Origin of the sequence: Pseudomonas sp. PsB (assembly GCF_043658375.1) — a bacterium.
Classification (GTDB): Bacteria; Pseudomonadota; Gammaproteobacteria; order Pseudomonadales; family Pseudomonadaceae; genus Aquipseudomonas; species Aquipseudomonas putida_Z.
In genome coordinates this window covers 258058-282043 of record NZ_JBIGLU010000004.1, presented here as the reverse complement: position 1 = coordinate 282043, position 23986 = coordinate 258058, and the positions used below count along the sequence as shown (strand labels likewise).

The window sequence follows — 23986 nt, the reverse complement described above, 5'->3', positions numbered from 1 at the left end:
GGCGCAGCCGGTGCCATCCACCGCGTCGCCTGCTTCGCGGGCATGCCCGCTCCCACAGGGACCTCACCAGCTGAAGGAATGCGCCATACCTGTGGGAGCGGGTTTACCCGCGAACACCGGCGTAGCCGGTGCCATCCACCGCGTCGCCTGATTCGCGGGCATGCCCGCTGCCACAGGGGTCCCACCAGCTGAAGGAATGCGCCGTACCTGTGGGAGCGGGTTTACCCGCGAACACCGGCGCAGCCGGTGCCACCCACCGCGTCGCCTGCTTCGCGGGTAAACCCGCTCCCACAGGGACCTCATCAGCTGAAGGAATGTGCTGTACCTGTGGGAGCGGGCGAGCCCGCGAACACCGGCGTAGCCGGTGCCATCAACCGCGTCGCCTGCTTCGCGGGCATGCCCGCTCCCACAGGGACCTCACCACCGAACACCGGCGTAGCCGGTGCCATCAACCGCATCGCCCGGTTCGAGGGCACGCCATGTGCGCTTTCAGTTATCGATCATGCTTCGAAGAGGAGCGCCCGGCCTTGTTGTGTTCCTTGGAATGGGCAATGCCGGACCGGGTAGTGCCACGGCCGTTGTCATCATTGCGAAGGCTTCCATAGTGATTGCCGCTCTCGCCATGGTTGCGGGTGGCCTTGCCGGCATGATCACTCTCGTAGCCGGCGCCATTACCGTTGAACCCACCTTTGCCGCCGCCATTGCCATTACCTTTGGCATATGCGGAACCAATCGGCGAGACATCGGCAGGCAACAATGCAGTTGCGCCGAGCGCCAGGGCACAGGTAAAGACGGCTACCAGGGTTTTTTTCATGTTTGTTCGCCTCCAGAAGGCGCAGGGGGGAGCTTGAGTGCGGATACGACATAAGGTTGCCTTTTAAGTTCCGCAGTGCGCAGCCGTTCGACGAAGCGGCTGCCAGGCCCTTTCAGCACCTGGCAGCCTTCACCTCATCGATCATTCTTGGAGGCGTTTTGTACCGCGCCGCTCAGCCCCTTGGCATTATGATCACCGGGCGTAGTCCCCGAGATAGCGGTAGATTTCGTCAAGCCGCGAGTATCCTTGGACTGGGCAATGCCTGAGGTGGTGGTCCCATGGCCGTTGTCCTGGTTACGTGAGCTTCCATAATGATTGCCGCTCACTCCATGATCGCGCGTAGCCTTGCCGGCATGGTCACCCGCGAGGCCCGCACCATTGCCAGTGCCATTGTGCCCACCCATACCGGCGCCACGTCCACCACCATTGCCGCCGCCGTGGCCACCACCACCACCGTGGCCGCCACCGCCACCGCCACCGCCACCGCCACCGCCACCACCTTTGGCATACGCGGAACCCATCGGCGAGATATCGGCAGGTAACAATGCCGTTGCGCCGAATGCCAGAGCACACGCAAAGACGGCCACCAGGGTTTTTCTCATGTTGTTTCGCCTCCAACGGCGCAGGTAGAGCTCAGGTGCTGATAAGACATGCAGCGGCTTTGCAAGTTCTGTCGTGCTGACAGAAGGATCGTGGTCCATGACTGTTCAGATCTCGACCTGAGTGCCAAGCTCGATCACCCGGTTCAGCGGCAGCTTGAAGTACTTCAGGTTGCTGTTGGCATTCTTCAGCAGGAAGGCAAACAGGTGCTCCCGCCAGCGGGCCATGCCCATCTGCCTGCCTGCAATGACCGTCTCCCGGCTGAGGAAATAAGTGGTGCGCATGGGGCCGAACTCAAGGTCCGCGCGTTGGCAGCGGCTTAGCGCCAACGGCACGTCGGGTTCCTCCATGAAGCCGAAATGCAGGCTCACGCGGAAGAAACCGTCACCAAACGCCTCGACCTCAAAGCGCTTGCCGGCGCTGACCCGTGGCTCGTCCTCGAACACGACGGTCAACAGCACCACCTGTTCATGCAGTACCTGGTTATGCAGCAGGTTGTGCAGCAAGGCGTGAGGCACCGCCTCGGGCCTGGCGGACAGGAATACGGCAGTACCGCCCACGCGGTGAGGCGGCTGGGCCTTGAGGCTGGTAATGAACAGGTCCAGCGGCAGCGAGCTTTCGTCCAGCCGCTCGACGATCATCCGTCGCCCGCGCTTCCAGGTAGTCATCAGGGTGAACAGTGCCAGGCCGGCAATCACCGGAAATGCACCGCCCTGGAGGATCTTCGGCGCATTGGCGGCGAAATACAGGCTGTCGACCAGCAGGAACGCCAGCAGCATCGGCACCGCCAGCCAGCGTGGTGCCTTCCACAGCAACAGCACCACTGCCGAGGCCAGCAGCGTGGTGATCAGCATGGTCCCGGTCACGGCTACGCCGTAGGCTGCCGCAAGCGCCCCGGACGACTCGAAGCCGACCACCAGCAGCACCACGCCAACCATCAACGCCCAGTTCACCATGCCGATGTAGATCTGCCCCTGTTCCTCGCTGGAGGTGTGCTGGATGAACATGCGCGGTACGTAACCCAGCTGGATGGCCTGGCGCGTCAACGAGAACGCACCGGAGATCACGGCCTGGGACGCGATGATGGTGGCCAGCGTGGCAAGCCCGACCATGGGCAGCAGGGCCCATTCGGGCGCCAGCAGATAAAACGGGTTGCGCACTGCCTGCGGGTCGCCGAGGATCAGCGCGCCCTGGCCGAAGTAGTTCAGCACCAGGCCGGGCAGCACCAGCAGGAACCAGGCCCGGGCAATGGGTTTGCGGCCGAAGTGCCCCATGTCGGCGTAGAGGGCTTCGGCGCCGGTCAGCGCCAGCACCACCGCGCCCAGAATCGCCACCCCCATGCCCGGGTGCAGCACGAAGAACTTCACCGCCCAGAGCGGGTTGAGTGCCTGCAGCACTTCCGGGCGCTGGACGATGCCGTGCAGGCCCAGCGCACCCAGTACGACGAACCACAGCACCATGATCGGCCCGAAGAGGATGCCGATGCGCGCGGTGCCGTGCTTCTGGATCAGGAACAGCGCCACCAGCACCACCACCGACAGCGGCACGACCCAATGTTCGATACCGTCGAAGGCCAGTTGCAGGCCCTCGACGGCCGATAGCACGGAAATCGCCGGGGTGATCATGCTGTCGCCGTAGAACAGCGCGGCGCCGAACAGGCCGAGCAGCACCAGTATCCTGCCCAGGCGCTGGTAGGGCGCCGCCGCCCGATGCGCCAAGGCGGTCAGGGCCATGATGCCACCTTCGCCCTGGTTGTCGGCACGAAGGATGAACAGTACGTACTTGAGCGACACCACCCAGAGCAACGACCAGAACACCAGTGACAGCACACCCAGTACGCCGGCGGTGTTGGCCTGCACGCCGTAGTGCCCGGCGAACACTTCCTTGAGGGTGTACAGCGGGCTGGTGCCGATGTCGCCATATACCACGCCGACAGCGGCGACGAGCATGCCGATGGGGTTGGACTTGCCGGGAACGGATTGATTTGCGATGACGGTGGACTGGCTCACGAAGGGCTTCTCTGGACTGGCGGGTAGAAATGCATGCCATCCCTGAGCATCGCGCGCCCAGTATTCCTTCTGTCTGTCGGCTCAGCCGTAAAAAGAGCGTAAAAAATCAGCCAGCGCCCCACTGCCTGTCAGTCAGGCAATTCGGGGCCGCTTTGCGGCCCATCGCCGGCAAGCCAGCTCCCACAGGTACAGCGCAGACTTCAAGAGTTACGCGGTCCCTGTAGGAGGCCGGCGATGGCTGCTCAGCCAGGTTGCGCCGCCAGGCTGTTGCTGACATTACGCCCCAGCACCAGCACCGTAGCGAAACCGCAGCCCACCAGGGCCGTGGCCAGGCTCAGCAGCACCGAGCTGCCCAGCTGGTCGACGATCCGCCCGCCGAAGAACGAGCCCAGCGCAATGATCACCTGGAACATGGCGACGAACAGCGGCATGCCGCGTTCGACATCCTTGGGCGCGACGACGAACATCCAGATACTGGCGCAGGCCGGGAACGCGCCGAAGGCGAAGCCCCACAACCCGATCAGCATCGCTGCACCGGTCATGCCGGTGGCGAAATGAGGGAACAGGGCAGTGCTGGTGCCGAAATGAGGGAACAGGGCAGTGCTGGTGCCGATCATCAACGCTACCAGCAGCAGGGTGTGACGTACGCTGCGGTTGGCGGCGAAACCGGCGAAGATATTGCCGAATACCCCGGCCACGCCATAAAGCAGCAGCAACGACCCAATGGTCGGCCCATCGAAGCCGGAGCTTTGTTTGAAGAAGGGCGCGACATAGGTGTACGCGGCAAAGTGCGCCAGGCCAATCAGCAACACGGCAATCAGGCCAACCCGCGCCTGTGGGTTGATGAACAGGGCCGGCAGGTCGCTGATGCGAATGGCCTTGTCCGGGTTGAGCCGCGGGAGCAACAGGATCTGCGCCAGCAGCACCGGTACGCCCAGTAGCGCGGTTACCAGAAAGGTCATGCGCCAGCCCATCAGGCCGCTCAACCAGGTGCCTACCGGCACGCCCAGCACGGTGGCCAGGGTTACACCGACCATGATGATCGAGGTGGCCTGGGCTACGCCCACGCCCTTGGGCGCCAGGCGGCCGCTGAGGGCAATGGCCGTCGCCCAGAAGCCGCCGATACTCACGCCCAGCAGCACGCGGCCGAACAGCAGCAGGTTGAAGTCACTGGCGTAGGCCACCACCGAGTTGGCGATGATCATGATCAGCGTCAGGCCGATCAGCAGGTAGCGACGGTCCAGGGCGCCAATGCCCACCGACAGTAGCGGGGCGGCGAGGGCGGCCATGATGCCGGGCAGGGTAACCATGAGGCCGGCGTGGCCTGCACTGATGCCGAGGTCGCTGGCGACATCGTTGAGTACACCCACCGGCAGGAATTCGCTGGTCACCAGGGCGAAGGCGCCGACGGCGACCGAAAGGATTGCCAGCCACTGCTGGCTGACGCTTTGTTGATCATGTTCGGGGAGGCCGCTAGGGGCCTGGCTGGCACCTGGCATGGTATTGGATTCCAAGAGAGGGATGTCGCCTGAAGCAGGCGCAAGGAGCGGGGGAAATTTGCTGGCGATTATAGGGGGCGCTTTTGCCAGGCCAACATGCGGGTCGCTCGATAGTAATCATCAGCGCAATCGATGAAACGCCTTGCGCAGAGCGCCCGCTGTTGGAGGGAGAGTAATGCTGCAGGTTCCGCAAGCAAGCGTTCAGCGGCGCTGGCCAACCAGCGCAGCGCCTGCGCAGGCCAGGGCAATCGCTGCAATGCCCAGCCACTGGAGCAGCGTCAGCACCTCATTGAGGATCAGCCAGCCGGCTATGGCCCCGGCGGCGGGTGAAGCGCTGAGCAGCACGCCAAAGATGCTCGGCGGCAGGTGCCGCATCGCATACATGTCGAGCAGGAAGGGCACGGTGCTGGAGAGCAGAGCGACGCCCAGGCCTACCGTGAGCACCCAGGGCGCCAGCAGGTCGGTACCTGCCTGGTCAACGCCAAGTGGTACCCCCAGCAGCGCTGCGAACAGCATCCCGGTGGCGACCGCCTGCTTGCCGTGAACCGCCACCTTGCTGCCGAGCATCACATACAGCCCCCAGGCCAGTGCAGCGGCGAGCGAGTACAACACCCCGCGCGGGTCCAGGCCATGGCTATCCGTACCCCAGGGCAGCAAGGTGAGGCCGGCGACCGACAAGGCAATCCAGAGCAGGTCGATTCGGCGTCGGGAAGACAACAAGGCAGCCCCCAGAGGGCCGATCACCTCGATGGACACCGCGATACCAACCGGGATGTAGAGAAATGCCCGATAGATAAGCAGATTCATCAGCCCCATCATCACGCCGTAGCCCAGCAGGTGAAGCATGTTCGCCTGCTGCCAGATGCGCCAGGGCCGCAACACGGCCAGCAGGATCACGGCTGACAGGCCTAGGCGCAGCGCAGCCACGCCCTCGGGGCCGACCAGTGGGAACAGGGTCTTGGCCAAGGCAGCACCGGTCTGCACAGACACCAGGGCGGCGATGGCAGCGCCGACAGGAGCGAATGCTCCAACACTTTTCGAGTCCACGCTCGTCTCCAGCGACATACGAGACGCAATTTTAGGGCTCGGCGTTCGAAGGAATTACTGTGAAAATAGCCCCCTGATGAGCGAACTGCTTTCTTTGGAACCCGAAAATGAGTGACTCCACCAGCCGCCCGCTTGACGGCTTCGATCATGCGATTCTGCGGTTGCTTCAGCGCGACAACAAAACCTCCCAGCGAGCGATTGCCGAGGAAATCGGCCTGTCCACGCCTGCTGTACAGCGGCGTATCGCCCAGATGGAGGCAAGCGAGGTGATCGTCGCCAACACTGCGGTGATCGCCTCGGAGAGCGTCGGCCAGATGATTACCGCCATTGTCGAATCGCGCTTGCGGGACGACCGATCTCTGGTGATGGACCGCGCCAAGCGGTACTTCGCCAATGTCGAGGAGATACAGCAGTGTTACTTCGTCAACGGCGGGGTTTCGTTCATCATCGTCATGCTTGCCCGTGATGTGGCGCATTTCGAAAAGCTGGTCAGGCTGCATTTTGCGGATAACGAGGACATCCTGACCTACCGGACGCTGATTGTTCTGGACAAGGTCAAGGTCGGGTTGTCTGTTCCGGTCTGACCCGCGAAGCAGGCGCCGCGGTGGATGGCACGGGCTTCGCCCGTGTTCGCGGGTGAACCCGCTCCCACAGGTTTTGCGTGGCGCTTGAAGCCAGAAAAAAACTGAGGACGCAACAGTCGTGCCCACAACCTGAAGGCCAGCGCGATCCATGTGGGAGCGAGTTTACCCGCGAAGCAGGCGCCGCGGTGGATGGCGCGGGCTTCGGTGGAGGACACGCAAGCGTCCTCCACAACACCTGCATCCTATGGCGACACCAGCACATCGCATTGGGATTCGTTAAGCACATGCTTGGTGACGCTGCCTATCAGCAGTTCTTCAAGTGCGCTTTCCCCTTGCTTGCCAACCACGATCAGGTCGCATTCCAGCTCTTGTTCCTGCTCGGCAATCCGCCAGCCAGGGTCGCCATGCACCACTATCTGCCGAGCATCTGCCACTCCGGCGGTTTCGCTCAAGGCCGCGAGCTGCTTCACCGCATCCTTGCGGATGACATTGCGGTAGTGTGCAAGCGTGTCATGGTCGATGTGGGCGAAGCGCATGCTGCCTTCGAACGGCGCCTCGTACACATGCAACAGAATGATCTCGGCCTGTGGGGCAATGGCTTTTGCCAGTTCGATGGAGCGCAGTGACGAAGGCGAAAAATCAACTGCAACCAGCAAGGTCCGGTACGCATCGCGTGGCGCCTGCTTGACCACCAGCAAAGGGCAGGGCATGCGGTTCAGCATCTTTTGCACAGTGGAGCCCAGCAGCAGGCGCCGCGCCACGCTCTGGCCCTTCGCCCCGCACACCAGCAGGTCGCTGCGTTTATCCTGCACCACACGGGTGATCTCCGTGCTCACCGAGCCGTGCGCGACCTGCACGCCAGCGGCGATGTCATGGCGCTGGAACAGCATTGCAGCCAGTGCGCGAATTTTTTCGCCTGCGGTATCCAGCACGCGCTTCAGCAGGTCGTCACCCGGTGCCACCAGCTGTTTCAGGCGCTCGAAGGGGGCCGGGTTGGCAACGTACAGCAGGTCCAGCGACGCCTGTTGCTCCTGGCTCAGGTACGCAGCGCGCTCTGCCGCGTTGCGGGCGGAGGCAGACAGGTCGGTGGCTACCAGTACGTGGTTCAGCGGGCTCATGTGGGGCTCCTTGTCCAAAGCCGCGCACGGTGATCGATGGCGATGGCCCTTGAGCACAATGCGCATGGCGGTTTTCGATTCGTTCCTTGCTGACAGCCATCGTCGCGCGAACCAGGGGCGGCGGCTTGATTTGCGTCAATGGAGTGAGGGTGACGAGGTGAGTACCGTCACCGCTCTTGAGTTGACCGCATCCATGTCCAGGTGAGTCACCCTGGCAACAGCCCCCGCAACACCCCCGTCACGACAATGGCAAACACCACCACTGGCAGGATGGAATACCGTGAAGCCGCATACACGGTAAGCCCCAGCGCAATCAGGTCAGCCGGATGGCCGGAAACGAACTTGGGTGCGATCACGGCGATCAGTACGCAGCCTGGCGCGGCGTTCAGCACCTGGGTCAGTTGCGGCCCTGGCGTTCGGTTGCGCAACAGCAGAAAGCCCAGCGCACGGGTGAGGTAGGTGGCCACCGCCATGCCCACAATGGTGACCAGCGTAGCGACGTCGATCATGGCTTGGCCCACAGGTAAGCGCTGACCAGGCCAGCCACGGTGCCCGCGAGCACGTACCATCCGCCGGGGATCAGCAGGTAGAACAGCGCCGCGGTGACCAGGCTGAACAGCCAGGGCAGGGCGGCGTGCACGCCTTTCCACATGCCTTTGAGCAGCACCAGGAAGACGGCGGCGAAGGCCATGTCGAAGCCATAGCTGCGCAAATCGCCAAGCAACGGCCCGACCTGCGCGCCAAGGCTGGTGAAGCCGACCCAGGTCACCCACAGGCACAGCGACACCCCCATGAAGTAGCGCAGGCTGAAACTACCGCGCTGGCGCGCATCGGCCAGGCCCATGGCCCAGCTCTCATCGCACATGAAGAACAAGGCACCGAGCGCTTTTGGCAACGGCAGGTGGCGCAGGTACGGCGCCAGGGTCGCGCCCATCAGCAGGTGGCGGCTGTTGACCAGCAGGGTCATGGCGACAATCACCAGGACCGCCGGCGGCGAGGTCCATAGCTCGATGGCGGCGAACTCCGAGCCACCGCCGAAGTTGAGCCCGGTCATCAGCGCCACTTCGCCTGCCGCGAGCTGCTGCCGGGAAGCCTGGGCGCCGAGCACCAGGGCGAAGGGGATGAAACCCAGCAGCACCGGCAAGGCGGCCGTGGCGCCACGACGCAGTTCGCTTTCCGGCGTGGCGGTGGGGGGATCGTTCAGTACAGGTTCAAGGGTATTCATGGGCACCTCCAGTGGAGGTAAATTATTCCAATGTATTGCTGGAATTGGCTTGCGTAGTTGCACCGGAGCTTGGAAGATTTGGCATCTGCTACTGGCAACTGGCAATTTGAGGTTCTTCAATGCCAATCAAGCTCGACGCTATCGATCGACGTATCCTGCGAGCACTGCAGCGCGATGGCAGGCTACAGAACCAGGAACTGGCCAAACAGGTTGGGCTGTCTGCCTCGCCGTGCCTCAGGCGGGTGCGCCTGCTGGAAGAGGCCGGGGTGATCGAGCGCTACGTGGCGCTGGTGGACCCGGCCAAGGTGGCGCTGGGTCTGACCCTGTTCGTGCGGGTGTGGCTCAAGCGCCAGGACCAGGAAACCACCGACGAGTTCGTCGAGGCGGTGCGCCAGTTGCCCGAAGTGGTGGAGTGCCATGTGATGGCGGGTGACTGCGACTTGCTGTTGCGGGTGGTGGCGGCGGACCTGGAGGCCTATCGGCGCTTTCAGATCGCGCACCTGACCAGCCTGAGCGTGGTGCAGAACGTCAAGACCGAAGTGCCGATGGAGAAGATCAAGCTGACCACCGAGCTGCCGGTGTAGTAGCCAGGGCCGCTCGCATCACGACCCCGCGCTGTTCGGCAGCGGCTTCATGCTCAGCGTGGCCCTGCTGTGCTGCGCGTTGTTCAGCGTGAACATGGCCAGCTCCACCGCAGACCGGGTCGTTTGCCTCGGCGTTCCTGATCAGTGCGGCGGTCGCGGCGGTGGCGGCGATGGCCTACGTATTGCTGCTGAAGCAGCCAGTGTCTGCTGACAGGTAATCCTGTAGGAGCGGCCTTGTGTCGCGATGGGCCGCAACGCGGCCCCGGGGTTTCAGCGCAAATGCACACATTGCCGGGGGCCGCTTTGCGGCCCATCGCGACACAAGGCCGCTCCTACACGGGATTGCGTCAGGCAGGGTCATAACGGTTTGTGATGCCAGGCATCATGACAATTTATTTATCCTTATCAATGCCACGCTCTAGCATCTGTTGCCCGCCATCGCCCATCAATCACGAGGTCTTGATGAACAATTCGCTCTTCATTCCCCAGCGTACCGCGGCATTGTTGCTGCAGCACTGGCTTAGCGGTGAGCTGCTGGCGGAACTGCCCGCCAGCCTCAAACCCGAGACGTTGAAACAGGGCTATGACAGCCAGGACGAGTTGTTTGCGGCCGCCGCAGGCCAGCGTGCCGGGTGGAAGCTGGGTGTCGGCAGCCCCGCAGCCATGCGGGCGGCCAATTTGTCCCGGCCCTTGATTGGCCAGTTGGAGGCGGGGCGCTGTCATGCTGGTGGTGTGCACATTCGGTTGCCGGCCGTTACGCCGGTAACCATCGAATGCGAGGTCGCCTTCGTGCTGGATCGCGATATTCCACCCCAGGTTGGGCGGGTGCCGGCCAGCGAAGATATTCGCGCTACCTGCGTCACCTTCGAAGTGGTGCGCTCGCGCTTCGTCGATCGCAAGATTGTTGGGTGGCCAAGCTTCGTGGCGGACAACGTTGGGTTTGAAGCGCTGGTGATTGGCAACAGCCTGGCAGCAGGCATCGATGTGCCGTTGCTGGCTGACCTGGCCGAAACCACCGAGGTATACGTAGACGGCCAGTTGCGGGCGCGGGGCTTGTCTGGCGATGCGGCGACCGACCCGTTGGCATCGCTGGCCCACCTATATGCGCATGCCGCCGAACGTGGCCAGACCCTGAAGGCAGGCGATGTGGTGACTACAGGGGCCATGTGCCAGCCATTCGACCTGAACGAAACAGGGCATCAGGTTAGCGCCAGGTATCTTGGCCAGGAGCTGTTGTTTACGCTGTAGCGATGCCCCAGCCTTTTCGCGGGTAACCACGGCGTTGCGATTGTTTGTATGAGTCACCTTGATGCTTTCCCTTAGCGGTACTAATACTAAGAGACTGCCGGGAGGGGGATGAACATGCAGACGCGCTTTGTTGTGGTTCCCGCTGTGCCGCTCAAGAAAGAGATTTACCCGCGTAGTCTTGGCTTTCCCGCGACGTTAGGGGAGGGTTATGACCTTTATGACACACAAGAAAAGCTGCGCCTGACCTTCAACTACCCGACACGCGCCGAGGCGGAGTTCGTATGCGCGTCCCGCAACAGTTGCCGGGATGCCGATGCGGCGGATATCGCCGGGATTGGTTGATGCAGTTAAAGCTTCGCGGACCATGAGTGCGATGCGCTCCCACAGGGATCGCGCTTGGTTCAGGGTTGGCGCCATTCCTGTAGAGGCCATGGCCTTGCCCAAGGATCGTGAAGCCTGCACGGGTCGATGTAGGAGCGGGCGTGCCCGCGAACACCGGCGTAGCCGGTGCCATGCACCGCGTTGCATTCTTCGCGGGCACGCCCGCTCCCACAGGAATCGCGTCTGGCCCAGGGTTGGCGCCATTCCTGTAGAGGCCATGGCCTTGCCCAAGGATCGTGAAGCCTGCACGGGTCGGTGTGGGAGCGGGCGTGCCCGCGAACACCGGCGTAGCCGGTGCCATGCACCGCGTTGCATTCGCCGGGCCGGGGGCTTGTGTCATGCGTGTTTGAGCGCTTCCACCAATTGCGCCTTGGTCATGGTGGAGCGCCCCTTGATGTCTTTGCTGCGCGCTTCCTTCATCAGGCTTTGCTTGCTCTGGGTTTCCAGGGAACTGCCCGATGTGCGGGAATGACCCTGGCGTGACTTCGCCGCCCGTTTGGCCGAGTCCGAGCGGGCAGTTTTCTTCTCGCTGGAAGAGGTGGCCTTGCCCGAGCCGCCTTTCTTCTCGCCACCCCCGGACTGTTTGTTGACGGTGGCCCAGGCGCGCGCTTCGGCCTGGTCTTTCGGCACGCCTTTGTGCTCGTAGCTTTCCTCGATATGTTCGGCCTTGCGCTTCTGCTTGTCGGTGTATTTGTCCTTGTCGCCGCGTGGCATGGCATTCACTCCCGTCTTGGTTTGCATGAACGGTTGAATGCCGCGGCAACGCCCGAGTGCCCGGTAATCGACCAGCGGTGCCAGGAAACCTGTCGCCCACTCGAAACAGTCATTCAACCGACACATCGAGGCCTTAGGGTTGAGACAGGAACCCGTCCAGAGCTCTGCTCACTGATGTTGCCGTGATGGCGCCGCCAGACGGCTCTACCGTGCGGCTTGCCATTCATTGGTCACAAAGCTGTAACATTGCTGCTGCAAAGTGTGCCGGCCATCACACGGAGCGCTTTTCGATGATACGCCTGATGAAGTCTGCTGCACTCGCCGTTGCCGTTTCGCTTTGCGCCACTTCGGCATCCTTCGCCGCAGAGAACGTCCGCCTGACCGGTTCCGGCGCCAGCTTCCCGGCACCGATCTACCTGACCTGGTTCAAGGCCTTCAGCAAGGAAACCGACGGTGTCACCGTTGACTACCAGTCCAAGGGGAGCGGGGCGGGTGTTCAGGACTTTCTGAACAAGACCGTCGACTTCGCCGCCAGCGACTCGGCAATGAAAGCCGAAGAAATCGCCAAGGTCGGCGAGGGCGTGCAGTTGCTGCCAATGACCGCCGGTGAAATCGTCCTGGCTTACAACCTGCCGGGCAACCCTAAAGGGCTGAAGCTGCCGCGCGATGTGTACTCCAACATCTTCCTCGGCAAGATCACCCAGTGGAACGACCCGCAGATCGTCGCGGCCAACCCTGAGCTGAAACTGCCAGCTACCCCGATCACCGTGGTCGTGCGTGCCGACTCCAGTGGTACCACTGCGGTATTCACCAAGCACCTGTCGGCCATCAACGCTGACTTCAAGCAAGCGCTGGGTGAAGGCAACACCGTCAACTGGCCGGCCAGCGACAAGTTCATCAAGTCGCCGAAGAACGACGGCGTAACCGCCACCGTCCGCCAGACCCCAGGCGCCATCGGCTACATCGAATACGGCTTCGCCAAGCTGGCCAAGGTCGACTTCGCCCAGCTGCAGAACAAGGCCGGCCAATATGTCGTGCCGAACGCCGAGAGCGGTGCCGAGGCGCTGGCTGCGGTGCAGATGCCGGAGAACCTGGTGGCCTGGCTGCCTGACCCTGACGGTGCCAAGTCCTACCCGATCACCTCCTACACCTGGATGATCTTCCGCAAGGACAACGGTAACCCGGCCAAGGCCAAGGCCATGCGCGAAATGGTCGAATACAGCCTGACCGAAGGCCAGAAGATCGCCGACTCGATGGGCTACATCCCGCTGCCAGCGTCGGTTGTCGATCAGGTACGCAAAGCGTCCGCCAACATCCAGTAACACGCCCAGGCGCTCCCGGTGTGGTCTGGCGGCCATGCCGGGTGTGTTTGCCCTCTGTCCCGGAACTTGCCAATGAACACTCCTTTTGCCATCCCGGCTAACCCCGACTCCGCGTGCCAGCCACCGTCTGCGAAAGACTTCCTGGTTGATCGCACCTTCCGTGCGCTTGCACGCATCGGTGTGGTGCTGGTGCTGGCGCTGGTCTTCGCGCTGGTCTACGAAGTGGGCCGCAAGGCACTGCCAGGCATCGAGAAGCACGGCTTTGACGTGCTGTTCGGCAGTGTCTGGGACGTCAACCAAGGCAAGTACGGTATTCTGCCAGCGATCTGGGGCACGCTTTACAGCGCCCTGATCGCCCTGTTGATCGCCGGTTTCTTCGGCGTCAGCATGGCCATTTTCCTGACCCAGGACTTCCTCCCGGCCCGGCTGGCGGCGGTGTTCCGCACCATCGTCGAGCTGCTCGCTGCCATCCCCAGCGTCGTCTACGGCCTGTGGGGGATCTATGTGGTCATCCCGGCCATTCGCCCGCTGACCACCTGGCTGAACAGCGAGCTGGGCTGGATTCCCTTTTTTGGTACTTCCCTGAGCGGCCCAGGGCTGCTGCCTGCCGCGCTGGTACTGGCGATCATGATTCTGCCGACCATCGCCGCCGTTTCGCAGGACGCCCTGACCAGCGTGCCGATGAAGACCAAGCAGGCCGCCTACGGCCTGGGCGCCACCCATTGGGAGGCCATCCTCAAGGTAATGGTGCCATCGGCAGCCACCGGCATCTTCGGTTCGCTGGTGCTCGGCCTGGGCCGTGCGCTGGGTGAAACCATGGCGCTGGCCATGCTGGTGGGTAACGCCAACAACATTTCCCTCTCCTTGTTCGCCCCGGCCAACACGCTGGCGGCCTTGCTGGCCCTGAACTTCCCGGAGGCCGGCCCGAACGAGATCGAGGTGCTGATGTACGCGGCACTGGTATTGATGTTCATCACCCTGGCGGTGAACGTGCTCGGCTCGATGATCATGCTCTACGCCCAGCGGGGTAACAAATGATGACCAACCTCACCACCCCTGCAAACGCGTTGCCCAGCCTGCAGCGCAAGCTGGAAGGCCGTTCCCTGCGCAGCCTGGTATTGACCACGCTGGCATGGTTCGCGGCGCTGGTGGCCAGCGTGCCGCTGATTTCCGTGCTGTACATGCTGATCACCCGCGGCGGCGCACGCCTCAACCTGGAGGTGTTCACCGAGTTGCCGCCCACCGGCTTCGAGATGGGCGGGGGCTTTGGCAACGCCATGGCCGGTACTTTCGTCATGGTCGGCATTGCTGCCGCCATCGCCGTACCGGTCGGTATCCTGGCCGCGGTGTTCCTGGCCGAACTCGGCCCGGACAGCAAGCTGGCCAACGCCGCGCGCTTCGCCGCCAAGATGCTCACCGGCCTGCCGTCGATCCTGGCCGGCGTATTCGCCTATGCCCTGGTGGTGATGACCACCGGCACCTACTCCGCCCCGGCAGGTGGTGTGGCCCTGGCGGTACTGATGCTGCCCATCGTCGTGCTGACCGCTGAAGAGTCGATGAAGATGGTGCCCAAGATCATGAAGGATGCCGCCTACGGGATGGGCTGCACCCGTGCCCAGGTGATCTGGAAAATCGTCCTGCCCACCGGCCTGCCGGCCATCCTGACCGGCGTCATGCTGGCCGTGGCCCGTGCCGCCGGCGAGACCGCGCCGCTGCTGTTCACCGCGCTGTTCAGCAACTACTGGATCCTGCATGACGGCGACCTGGCAGTCATGAACCCGACGGCCTCGCTGGCCGTACTGATCTACAACTTCTCCGGCATGCCATTCGACAACCAGCTCGAGCTCGCCTGGGCGGCCTCGCTGGTACTGGTGATGATCGTGCTGGTAATCAACATTCTGAGCCGAGTATTCGGCAAGCCCAAGTATTGAGAAAGGGAGCATCCGACCTTGAACGTATCCACTGCGCCAAAAGCCGCTCCCGTGGTCAGCGAAGCCCCCATCGTCATGGACTGCAAGCTGGACAAGATCTTCTACGGCAACTTCATGGCCGTTCGCGACAGCCATGTGCCGATCCGCAAGAACGAGATCACCGGTTTCATCGGGCCGTCCGGCTGCGGCAAGAGTACCGTGCTGCGTAGCCTCAACCGCATGAACGACCTGGTGAAGGGCTTCCGCTTCGAAGGCCATGTGCACTTCCTGGGCCAGGATGTCTACGGCAAGGGCGTCGACCCTGTGGTGGTGCGCCGCTACATCGGCATGGTGTTCCAGCAGCCCAACCCGTTCTCGATGAGCATTTTCGACAACGTCGCCTTCGGCCTGCGCCTGAACCGCTACAAGGGCGACATCGGCGACCGCGTCAAGCACGCGCTGCAGGGTGCCGCGCTGTGGGACGAGGTGAAGGACAAGCTCAAGGTCAGCGGCCTGGCCCTGTCCGGCGGCCAGCAACAGCGTCTGTGCATCGCCCGCGCCATCGCCACCGAGCCGGAAGTGCTGCTGCTGGACGAACCCTGCTCGGCACTCGACCCGATTGCCACCCGCCGGGTGGAGGAGCTGATGGTCGAGTTGAAGAAGGACTACACCATCGCCCTGGTGACCCACAACATGCAGCAGGCGATTCGTGTGGCCGACACCACTGCGTTCTTCTCGGTCGACATCTCCAAGGGCACCCGTACCGGTTACCTGGTCGAAATGGGCCCGACCACGCAGATTTTCCAGAACCCGCGTGAGCAGCTGACCGCCGACTACATCAGCGGCAAGTTCAGCTGAGGCCGTACCTGCCAAGGTGGCCGGGTGTTGCAGTCAGGAAGGCTGCAACACCCGGCCGGATTACCTTCCGCCAAGTGTTACCAGGGATTTCCAATGCCAGCGACGCGTCGTCTTGATCTGCCAGCGGTAGAGCGCGCACTGCGTGAGGTGCAGGCCCGCTTTGCCGAACTCAGCCAGCATTTCACCGAACCGCGGGACCCATTCACCGACGAGGTGCTGCTGAATGTGGTTGAAGGCTATGCCCTGATTGACGACTATGTCGCCCGGGGTGTCGACCTTTTCGACCTTCAGCAACTGAACCTGATGCTGGAGATCAACGCCACCGTGCTGTGCGGCAGCGACCCGGCACGCAGGCTGGAATTTGCCCCGCACCTGGCGGCGACCGAGGCGCACTTTTTCAATAATGTGGAGGGCGGCATCAAGGACCTCTACAACTGGTATTGCTCGTATGGCAGCGACTCGATCTGGAAGCGTGCGGCGGGTGTCTATGTTCGAATTCTGAGCAAGCCGCAGCTGTTCATCGAAGGCAACAACCGCACAGGGTCGCTCATTGTCAGCTACTTGCTGATGCGCGCGGGGCTACCACCATTCGTGCTGTCGCTGGACAACGCCGAGGGTTACTTCAACCCGTCCTCGGTCATACGCAACTCCGCCAAGCATGGGGTCAAGGCTTTGTACGAACTACCCAAGATCAAGAAAAAGTATGCAGCTTTCCTTGAAGCGCACGCGCCCGAGCCCGGCAAGTTCTTCCTGGGCGGCACATCCATGCCTGCGCGCGAGAGGTGCCGCTGATGCAAAGCCCTTCTCTGTTCCAGCGCGGGCGGCAAGCCATCGAGCGCACGTTCAATCGCCCGCAGGTACGCATTTCGTTCGATATCGACGACACGCTCGCCTGCCAGGCCGACCACGCCGCCGCCGAGCACAGCAAGCTGCCGGCGTTCGTCCACCGCTGGTTGGGTGAACCCCTGCGCAGTGGCACGCGCTCGCTGATCCGCGACCTGCGCCGCCAGGGTTGCAGCATCTGGATCTACACCTCGTCGGGGCGCACGCCGTCCTACATCCGCCGTTGGTTGATGCTCTACGGTATCCGCGTCGATGGCGTGGTCAACAGTGACCGGCACCAGCATATCCTGGCCGTGAACGGGCTTGAGAATGCGCCCTCGAAGTTGCCGTCGGCCTTCGATATCGACCTGCATGTCGATGATTCCGAGGGCGTGCGGCTGGAAGGCGTCGACCACGGTTTTCGCGTGGTGGTGGTGTGCCCCAAGGATGAGAACTGGGCGCAAAAAGTGATGGATGCGGCGGTCGATGTCCAGGCACAGCTGGCCTGGCAGCAACCGCACCGCTATGAAATGCCGGTACGACAGCGTTCGCAGGCCCTCGCTTCCTGAGGGCTTCAAGGTACTTTTCTGGTTACGCCTCTACGCTACTTGTTGCCCCCCCCACATCTCCATTCGCGGCTTCCCATTTTCAGCTTCGGCTTGACTCGTGAAATTTTTCATGTAATTTTTCATGAAAAATAACTCTAAAAATTTCACGGCAGTCTCAAACGATGAAGATGCACGAAGAGGTTGAAGCCCTCGCGATCCTTATTCACGACCTGCGCAAATTCAAGAACCTGACCCTGGGCGAACTGGCCGAGCGCATCAACCGCTCGGTCGGCTTCCTGTCCCAGGTCGAGCGCGGTGTTTCGCGCCCTACCGTGGCCGACCTCACCGCCATCAGTGAAGCGCTCGGCGTATCCACCGCGTACTTCTACAACCTGAGCAAGCCCCGCAGTGTCAGCTGGGTCACGCGCCCCCACGAGCGGCGCACGCTGTACCTCGAGTCGGGCATTACCGATGTGCTGGCTTCGCCCACCATCGGCGGCGCGTTCTCCATGCTCGACAGCCATCTCGAGCCAGGCGCCAGCAGTGGCGAGCTGTACCTGACTGACCGTTCCGAGCAGGGCTGTTTCGTGCTCGAAGGCGAACTCACGGTCTGGCTGGACCACGGCGACGCCGTGACCCTGCAGGCCAACGACTGCTTCCAGCTGCACCCCCACGCGCAGTTCCGTTACGCCAACCTGACGGAAAAAACCACCCGCGTGCTCTGGGTCTTCAACTGAATTCGTTCACCTCACAAGGACAAGAAGATGAGTGTCGTCTTTCCGGATCTGCTGACTGAAGTGCGCTCGTTCCGAGCGCAGCACCCAGAAATACGTTATGTCGACCTGATTGCGCTGGATATTCCCGGGCACTTCTACGGCAAGCGCTACCCCATGGACATGCTGGAAAAAGTCGCAGCCGGCGCGCCGCTGAAGTTGCCGCAGAACTGCGTGCTGCTGGGCACCCAGGGTGGCCTCTACCCGATCGGTGACTACTGCTTCGCCGACGGCGACCCGGATGCCGCCCGCCGCCTGGTGCCGGGTACCCTCAAGCCGGTGCGCTGGGAAAAGGAACCGATCGCGCAGATGCTCATCACCTCCGACGGCACTGCCAAGCCCATCGAGTTCGAGCCCCGTGAAGTGCTGGCCCGGGTGATCCAGCGCCTGGCCAGGCGCGGCATTCGCCCGGTGGTGGCCTTCGAATTGGAGTTCTACCTGTTCGACCGCAAGCTCGACAACGGCCTGCCACAGTACCCACGCGACAAGGCGACCGACGACCACGACGACCAGCCGAACATGCACATCGAGCGGCTGTCGCGTTTCGCACCGGTGCTGCACGAGATGGTCGATGGCGCCAACGAGCAGGGCGTGCCGGCGAACGTCATCACCGCGGAGCTGGGCCCAGGCCAGTTCGAGATCAACTTCTCGCACAGCGACGATGCCATGAGCGCGGCGGACTGGTCGGCGCTGTTCTGCCGCAGTACCCGCGGGATCGCGATGAAGCACGGCTACCGAGCCAGCTTCATGAGCAAGCCGTACCTCGACGCGCCGGGCAGCGGCATGCATGTGCACGTCAGCCTGTACGACAACGCCGGCAACAACATCCTGGCCGGCGATGACCAGCGCAAGCTGCGCCATGCGGTGGCAGGGTGCCTGGAGCTGCTGCCGCACTGCATGCCGATCTTCGCCCCCAACCACAATGCCTACCGCCGTTACGGCGCCATGGTCAACGCGGCGAGCAAGGCTAGCTGGGGTTTCGAAGATCGCGATGCGTGTATTCGCATCCCCGAGTCCGACCCGCGCAACCTGCGCATCGAACACCGCCTCGCCGGTGCCGACGCCAACCCGTACCTGGTGCTGGCGGCCATCCTGACCGGGATGGAGCATGGCCTGGAACGTGGCGTCGAGCCCATTGCCCCGCTGAACGACAACCGCCAGAGCGGCATCGAGTTCCCCAAGGATGCCTTCAGTGCCCTGGCGGCCATGCGTCACCACCCGGAGGTGAACGAGGGCCTGGGCAGTGAATTCGTGATGGTCTACTGCGAAAACAAATACCAGGAGCAACTGGACTTCATGCGCCACATCGATGCCCGCGAATACCGCTGGTTCCTGTAGGTGCCGGGGTTGGGGCAGCGCCGCTGCACCCTGCCTTTCTACCGTTTCAATACAACGCGCAATATGGATTTGCCGGAGGAAGATATGCCACGTGTGCCCGTTATCGGCATTACCGCATGCACCAGCATGATCGAGCTGCATGCAACCCAGACCATCAGCGAGAAGTACGCGCGCGCGGCGGCCAAGGCAGCGTGCGGGCTGCCCATCGTGATACCCAGCCTCGCAGACCTGATGGACAGCGCCGATATTCTCGACGTGGTGGATGGGCTGATCTTCACCGGTTCGCCGTCCAACATCGAACCGTTGCACTACAACGGCCCGGCCAGTGCAGCGGGCACCCATCACGACCCGCTGCGTGATGCCACCACCTTGCCGCTGATGCGTGCGGCCATCGCCGCCGGTGTGCCGGTGCTCGGCATCTGCCGTGGCTTCCAGGAAATGAACGTGGCGCTGGGCGGCACGCTGCACCAGAAGGTGCATGAGACCGGCATGTTCATGGACCACCGCGAAAGCAAGGGTGAGCCCATCGAAAAGCAATACGGCCCGCGTCACGCCCTGCATATAGAACCCGGCGGCATGCTCGACCGCATGGGCTTGCCGGCGGTCATCGAGGTCAATTCCATCCACGGCCAGGGCATTGATGTACTGGCCCCCGGGCTGAGGGTGGAGGCGCTGGCACCCGATGGCCTGGTGGAAGCAATTTCGGTCGAGAACAGCAAGGGTTTTGCCCTGGCCGTGCAATGGCACCCCGAGTACCAGGTCATGGACAACCCGCATTACCTGACCATCTTCCAGTCCTTTGGCAAGGCCTGTCGGCATCGCTCGGTATTGCGCCAGATGCTGTTGAAGTCCGCCTGACAGCGATCTATCCCAATTACAAAAAAGTACCTGCGTGGCACGGCTGCGCAACGTGATGGAGTGAAGTCAATGAGTGAGCAGAATTCCCAGACCCTCGCCTGGCAAGCCATGAGCCGCGACCACCACCTGGCCCCGTTCAGCGATGTTCGGCAACTGGCCGAGAAAGGCCCGCGCATCATCACCTCGGCCAAGGGCGTGTACCTCTGGGACAGCGAAGGCCACAAGATTCTCGATGGCATGGCGGGGCTGTGGTGCGTGGCGGTGGGCTATGGGCGCGATGAGCTGGCCGACGTCGCCAGTCAGCAGATGAAGCAGTTGCCGTACTACAACCTGTTCTTCCAGACCGCGCACCCGCCCGCGCTGGAACTGGCCAAGGCGATCGCCGATGTGGCCCCGCAAGGCATGGACCATGTGTTCTTCACCGGCTCCGGCTCCGAAGGCAACGACACCGTGCTGCGCATGGTCCGCCATTACTGGGCGCTCAAGGGCCAGAAGAGCAAGAAGGTCATCATCGGCCGCATCAACGGTTACCACGGCTCCACCGTGGCCGGCGCGGGCCTGGGCGGCATGAGCGGGATGCACCAGCAGGGCGGGCTGATCCCGGATATCGTGCATATCCCGCAGCCATACTGGTATGGCGAAGGCGGCGACATGACCGAGGCCGACTTCGGCGTGTGGGCGGCCGAACAGTTGGAGAAGAAGATCCTCGAAGTTGGCGTGGACAACGTTGCCGCCTTCATCGCCGAACCGATCCAGGGCGCTGGCGGGGTGATCATTCCACCGCAGACCTACTGGCCGAAGGTGAAGGAGATCCTGGCCAGGTACGACATCCTCTTCGTCGCTGACGAAGTGATCTGCGGCTTCGGCCGTACAGGCGAGTGGTTCGGTAGCGACTACTACGACCTCAAGCCCGACCTGATGACCATCGCCAAGGGCCTTACCTCCGGCTATATCCCCATGGGCGGCGTGATCGTGCGAGATGAAGTGGCCAAAGTCATCAGCGAAGGCGGCGACTTCAACCACGGCTTCACCTATTCCGGCCACCCGGTGGCGGCTGCGGTGGGCCTGGAGAACCTGCGGATACTGCGTGATGAAAGGATCATCGAGCAGGTGCACGACAAGACCGCTCCGTACTTGCAACAGCGCCTGCGCGAGCTGGCCGACCACCCGCTGGTAGGCGAGGTACGCGGCCTGGGCATGCTCGGTGCGATCGAGCTGGTGAAGGACAAGGCCACCCGTGCGCGTCATGAAGGCAAAGGTGTCGGCATGATCTGTCGCCAGCATTGCTTCGACAACGGGCTGATCATGCGTGCCGTGGGCGACACCATGATCATCGCGCCGCCGCTGGTGATCAGCATCGAGGAGATCGACGAACTGGTGGAAAAAGCCCGCAAGTGTCTGGACCTGACGTACGAGGCTGTTCGCTGAGCGTCTGGGTCTGATACCTGTAGGAGCGGGTTTACCCGCGAAGCAGGCGCCGCGGTGGATGGCACGGACTTCGTCCGTGTTCGCGGGTAAACCCGCTCCCACAGGGATCGCACAAACTTCTGGAGTCTGGGCTAGACAGTCGCAGGCATATCGTCGCCGGCATCTTGCAATGCCGCGAAGCATCTTGCTTTGTGAAATGAATCATGTACTTTTCAGGGCATCAATTTTCCCATCCGTAGTCGCGATTCAACCATGAAAGTGCACGAAGAGATCGAAGGCCTGGCCGTACTGATTCGCGACCTGCGCAAGTTCAAGGGCCTGACACTGGGCGAACTGGCGCAGCGCATCGGCCGTTCGGTGGGCTTTCTGTCCCAGGTCGAACGGGGCGTATCCCGCCCAACCGTGGCCGACCTCACGGCTATCAGCGAAGAGCTCGGCGTCTCCACGGCCTATTTCTACAAGCTGGACCAGCCCCGCGAGCTCGACTGGGTCACCCGCCCTCACGAGCGTCGTACCCTTCACCTGGCCGGTGGCATCACCGATGTGCTGGCATCCCCCACGATAACGGGCGCGTTCTCCATGCTCGACAGCCACCTGGAGCCGGGGGCCAGCAGTGGCGAGGAGTACCTGGATGACAGCTCGGAGCAGGGCTGCTTCGTGCTCGAAGGCGAACTGACCGTCTGGCTGGATGGCGGCGAGCCGGTAACGCTGCGCGCCAATGACAGTTTTCAGCTGCAACCCCACGCGAGCTTTCGTTACGCCAACCTGACAGACAAGCTCACCCGCGTGCTCTGGGTATTCAGCTGAGAGGGGAATCCAGGCTGGCTCTGGAGTCACCAGGCAATCGGTGTCCCGTCCCACGCCCAGAATGTACCGCTCTGTTCCGGGCCGTGTCGGCTCACCAGCGCTAGGATGCATGTCGCTGCAAACGCCGGCGAGAACAGTTTTCCTGGCGCCACATTGCCCTGAAAGGGTTGGGAAAGGCGGGTGTCGGTGGTCCCGGGATGCAGCAACAGTACCGTGGAAGCAGGGTTCAGTCGCTTGAGCTCGATGCTCGCGGTAAGCATAAGCTGGTTGAGCGCGGCCTTGCTGGCGCGATAGCTGTACCACCCGCCAAGATGATTGTCGCTGATCGACCCGACCCGCGCCGACAGCGCCACATAGGTCATCGGTTGCTGTCGCAACAAGGGCAGCAAGTGCCTGAGCAGCAGGACAGGGGCGAAACAGTTGGTCGTGAAGCTGGCCAGCAGCCCCGCCATATCTACCTGTGTCAGCGCTTTTTCGGCCCGCGCGGGCGGCGCTTGCAGCACCCCAAGCGTGCAAAATACAAGGTTCAAGTGGTTGCAGCAGGCTCCCACCCGCGCCGCCAGTGTTTGCAGTGCCACTTCGGAACACGCGTCGCAGTCGATGCGAACCAACTGTCGTGGGTGCTCGGCGAACAAAGCATCCAGCGCAGGGCTGCTGGTGGCATGTCGCGAGACGGCAAACACCCGTCCGATGTCGTCGCGCGCCAGCAGCTGGGTGCACAGTGCAAGGCCGATCCCCTGGCTGGCTCCGCAGACCAGCACGTTGGCGGGGGTATGAAGGTTATTGATAAGGCTCACTGAACTGCCTCCTTTGCCGGCGCCGACGCTGGTATGCCACTGTCACTGGCTCTGCCGAAACAAGGCCCTGAGACCCGCAAGTAAAAGTTGTACAACCTCATAAAAAACTGTACATAGTTTCTAATATTGTATAGGTATTTCACGTGCTCGAGGTCAGTATGGGGCACACAACTCGTTGGGCCTGGCTTTGCCTGCTATTGACTGCCCTGTCGGAGGCGGCGGACTGGCGAGCGGAGCTGCCGGCAGCGCAACGGCTGGGCGTCGGTGAGTTCAGCTGGTTTGGCTTGCGCCTTTACACCGCACAGCTCTGGGCGGCAGGTCCGGTCCAGGACTGGAGCCGGCCTTTTGCCCTTGAGCTCGCCTATCACCGAAGCCTGTCCAGGGACACGCTGGTACAGGCCAGCCTCGAGGAAATGTACCGGCTGGCACCTGAAAACGTGACGCCGCAGCGGCGCGCGGCGTGGTCCCAAGCCATGCAGCAGGCGTTTGTGGATGTACAGCCAGGCATGCGCATCACCGGCTTGTACATGCCGGGGCAGGGCTGCCGCTTCTACGTCGATGGCAAACTCAGCCGGGCGGTCGCCGACCCCGTTTTTGCACGGGCGTTCTTCGCCATCTGGCTCGATCCGCGGGCCAGGGATCAACAACTGCGTCAGCGTCTGCTGGGGGGCATGCCATGAATCTGCATAACGGTAACGCTGA

Annotated in this window: 26 protein-coding genes and 1 pseudogene; 17 read left to right on the top strand and 10 right to left on the bottom strand. The window is 62.6% G+C overall.

The window, feature by feature from the left end; all coding sequences use genetic code 11:
- Positions 1-493: 493 nt before the first annotated feature.
- From ACGLHT_RS09035 to ACGLHT_RS09015, 5 genes are all read right to left on the bottom strand, one after another.
- Positions 494-814, bottom strand: a complete 321-nt coding sequence (locus ACGLHT_RS09035) for a hypothetical protein (protein WP_015270018.1) — start codon at positions 812-814, stop codon at positions 494-496.
- A gap of 134 nt (positions 815-948) precedes the next feature.
- Positions 949-1416, bottom strand: a complete 468-nt coding sequence (locus ACGLHT_RS09030; protein WP_274120019.1) for a hypothetical protein — start codon at positions 1414-1416, stop codon at positions 949-951.
- A gap of 105 nt (positions 1417-1521) precedes the next feature.
- Complete coding sequence (locus tag ACGLHT_RS09025) at positions 1522-3363, bottom strand: potassium transporter Kup (RefSeq protein ID WP_249352881.1); 1842 nt, start codon at positions 3361-3363, stop codon at positions 1522-1524.
- Between the two features lie 302 nt (positions 3364-3665).
- Entirely contained in the window at positions 3666-4922 is a 1257-nt protein-coding gene (locus ACGLHT_RS09020) for an MFS transporter (protein WP_274119990.1), read from the bottom strand.
- Between the two features lie 201 nt (positions 4923-5123).
- Entirely contained in the window at positions 5124-5969 is an 846-nt protein-coding gene (locus ACGLHT_RS09015; RefSeq protein ID WP_084785337.1) for a DMT family transporter, read from the bottom strand.
- A 107-nt stretch (positions 5970-6076) separates the two neighbouring features.
- On the opposite strand from ACGLHT_RS09015, the gene ACGLHT_RS09010 reads away from it, so the two are divergent.
- Complete coding sequence (locus ACGLHT_RS09010; protein WP_137164279.1) at positions 6077-6553, top strand: Lrp/AsnC family transcriptional regulator; 477 nt, start codon at positions 6077-6079, stop codon at positions 6551-6553.
- A 242-nt stretch (positions 6554-6795) separates the two neighbouring features.
- On the opposite strand, the gene ACGLHT_RS09005 is transcribed toward ACGLHT_RS09010, so the two are convergent.
- The 3 genes from ACGLHT_RS09005 to ACGLHT_RS08995 all read right to left on the bottom strand — a co-directional run bounded on the left by ACGLHT_RS09005 (position 6796) and on the right by ACGLHT_RS08995 (position 8896).
- Positions 6796-7671, bottom strand: a complete 876-nt coding sequence (locus ACGLHT_RS09005) for a universal stress protein (protein ID WP_137164277.1) — start codon at positions 7669-7671, stop codon at positions 6796-6798.
- Between the two features lie 206 nt (positions 7672-7877).
- On the bottom strand, positions 7878-8180 hold the full coding sequence (locus ACGLHT_RS09000) for an AzlD family protein (RefSeq protein WP_025339581.1): 303 nt from the start codon (positions 8178-8180) through the stop codon (positions 7878-7880).
- Positions 8177-8896, bottom strand: coding sequence for an AzlC family ABC transporter permease (locus tag ACGLHT_RS08995; protein WP_274119987.1), 720 nt, complete (start codon positions 8894-8896; stop codon positions 8177-8179). Before ACGLHT_RS08995 ends, ACGLHT_RS09000 begins: the two co-directional genes overlap by 4 nt.
- 119 nt (positions 8897-9015) lie before the next feature.
- Here ACGLHT_RS08995 and ACGLHT_RS08990 point away from each other — a divergent pair, with 119 nt between their 5' ends.
- The 4 genes and pseudogenes from ACGLHT_RS08990 to ACGLHT_RS08975 all read left to right on the top strand — a co-directional run bounded on the left by ACGLHT_RS08990 (position 9016) and on the right by ACGLHT_RS08975 (position 11070).
- A complete protein-coding gene (locus ACGLHT_RS08990) occupies positions 9016-9480 on the top strand; it encodes an Lrp/AsnC family transcriptional regulator (protein ID WP_081742284.1) in 465 nt (154 codons plus the stop codon).
- Positions 9481-9505: 25 nt separating this feature from the next.
- Positions 9506-9698: pseudogene (locus ACGLHT_RS08985) on the top strand (MFS transporter); the annotation flags it as partial.
- Between the two features lie 244 nt (positions 9699-9942).
- Entirely contained in the window at positions 9943-10728 is a 786-nt protein-coding gene (locus ACGLHT_RS08980; RefSeq protein WP_085663352.1) for a 2-keto-4-pentenoate hydratase, read from the top strand.
- 108 nt (positions 10729-10836) lie between these two features.
- Positions 10837-11070: a hypothetical protein gene (locus tag ACGLHT_RS08975; protein WP_085588058.1), complete on the top strand. Its 234-nt coding sequence runs from the start codon at positions 10837-10839 to the stop codon at positions 11068-11070.
- A 375-nt stretch (positions 11071-11445) separates the two neighbouring features.
- On the opposite strand, the gene ACGLHT_RS08970 is transcribed toward ACGLHT_RS08975, so the two are convergent.
- A complete protein-coding gene (locus ACGLHT_RS08970; RefSeq protein WP_025339576.1) occupies positions 11446-11823 on the bottom strand; it encodes a hypothetical protein in 378 nt (125 codons plus the stop codon).
- 290 nt (positions 11824-12113) lie between these two features.
- Here ACGLHT_RS08970 and pstS point away from each other — a divergent pair, with 290 nt between their 5' ends.
- The 11 genes from pstS to ACGLHT_RS08915 all read left to right on the top strand — a co-directional run bounded on the left by pstS (position 12114) and on the right by ACGLHT_RS08915 (position 22487).
- Entirely contained in the window at positions 12114-13145 is a 1032-nt protein-coding gene (pstS, locus tag ACGLHT_RS08965; RefSeq protein WP_025339575.1) for a phosphate ABC transporter substrate-binding protein PstS, read from the top strand.
- A gap of 72 nt (positions 13146-13217) precedes the next feature.
- Positions 13218-14183: a phosphate ABC transporter permease subunit PstC gene (gene pstC, locus ACGLHT_RS08960; protein WP_023661148.1), complete on the top strand. Its 966-nt coding sequence runs from the start codon at positions 13218-13220 to the stop codon at positions 14181-14183.
- The gene (gene pstA, locus ACGLHT_RS08955; protein ID WP_024086822.1) at positions 14183-15076 is read left to right on the top strand and encodes a phosphate ABC transporter permease PstA; all 894 of its coding nucleotides are present in this window, start codon (positions 14183-14185) and stop codon (positions 15074-15076) included. The genes pstC and pstA overlap by 1 nt, the downstream gene beginning before the upstream one ends.
- A 75-nt stretch (positions 15077-15151) precedes the next feature.
- On the top strand, positions 15152-15913 hold the full coding sequence (gene pstB / locus ACGLHT_RS08950) for a phosphate ABC transporter ATP-binding protein PstB (RefSeq protein WP_031324478.1): 762 nt from the start codon (positions 15152-15154) through the stop codon (positions 15911-15913).
- A gap of 93 nt (positions 15914-16006) precedes the next feature.
- A complete protein-coding gene (locus ACGLHT_RS08945) occupies positions 16007-16705 on the top strand; it encodes a hypothetical protein (protein ID WP_085588069.1) in 699 nt (232 codons plus the stop codon).
- The gene (locus ACGLHT_RS08940; RefSeq protein ID WP_025339573.1) at positions 16705-17304 is read left to right on the top strand and encodes a hypothetical protein; all 600 of its coding nucleotides are present in this window, start codon (positions 16705-16707) and stop codon (positions 17302-17304) included. Before ACGLHT_RS08945 ends, ACGLHT_RS08940 begins: the two co-directional genes overlap by 1 nt.
- A gap of 161 nt (positions 17305-17465) precedes the next feature.
- Positions 17466-18020 carry a helix-turn-helix domain-containing protein gene (locus ACGLHT_RS08935; protein WP_013972148.1) on the top strand — a complete coding sequence of 185 codons (555 nt, stop codon included), beginning with the start codon at positions 17466-17468 and terminating at the stop codon, positions 18018-18020.
- 27 nt (positions 18021-18047) lie between these two features.
- Entirely contained in the window at positions 18048-19394 is a 1347-nt protein-coding gene (locus ACGLHT_RS08930; RefSeq protein ID WP_061550788.1) for a glutamine synthetase family protein, read from the top strand.
- 84 nt (positions 19395-19478) lie between these two features.
- Positions 19479-20252: a gamma-glutamyl-gamma-aminobutyrate hydrolase family protein gene (locus ACGLHT_RS08925; protein WP_085692963.1), complete on the top strand. Its 774-nt coding sequence runs from the start codon at positions 19479-19481 to the stop codon at positions 20250-20252.
- A 69-nt stretch (positions 20253-20321) separates the two neighbouring features.
- A complete protein-coding gene (locus ACGLHT_RS08920; protein ID WP_274119986.1) occupies positions 20322-21680 on the top strand; it encodes an aspartate aminotransferase family protein in 1359 nt (452 codons plus the stop codon).
- Positions 21681-21932: 252 nt separating this feature from the next.
- On the top strand, positions 21933-22487 hold the full coding sequence (locus tag ACGLHT_RS08915) for a helix-turn-helix domain-containing protein (RefSeq protein ID WP_013972152.1): 555 nt from the start codon (positions 21933-21935) through the stop codon (positions 22485-22487).
- 26 nt (positions 22488-22513) lie between these two features.
- Here ACGLHT_RS08915 and ACGLHT_RS08910 read toward each other — a convergent pair whose 3' ends face one another.
- A complete protein-coding gene (locus ACGLHT_RS08910) occupies positions 22514-23284 on the bottom strand; it encodes an SDR family NAD(P)-dependent oxidoreductase (protein ID WP_274119985.1) in 771 nt (256 codons plus the stop codon).
- 158 nt (positions 23285-23442) lie between these two features.
- On the opposite strand from ACGLHT_RS08910, the gene ACGLHT_RS08905 reads away from it, so the two are divergent.
- The gene (locus ACGLHT_RS08905; protein WP_023661871.1) at positions 23443-23964 is read left to right on the top strand and encodes a chalcone isomerase family protein; all 522 of its coding nucleotides are present in this window, start codon (positions 23443-23445) and stop codon (positions 23962-23964) included.
- Positions 23965-23986 lie beyond the last annotated feature (22 nt).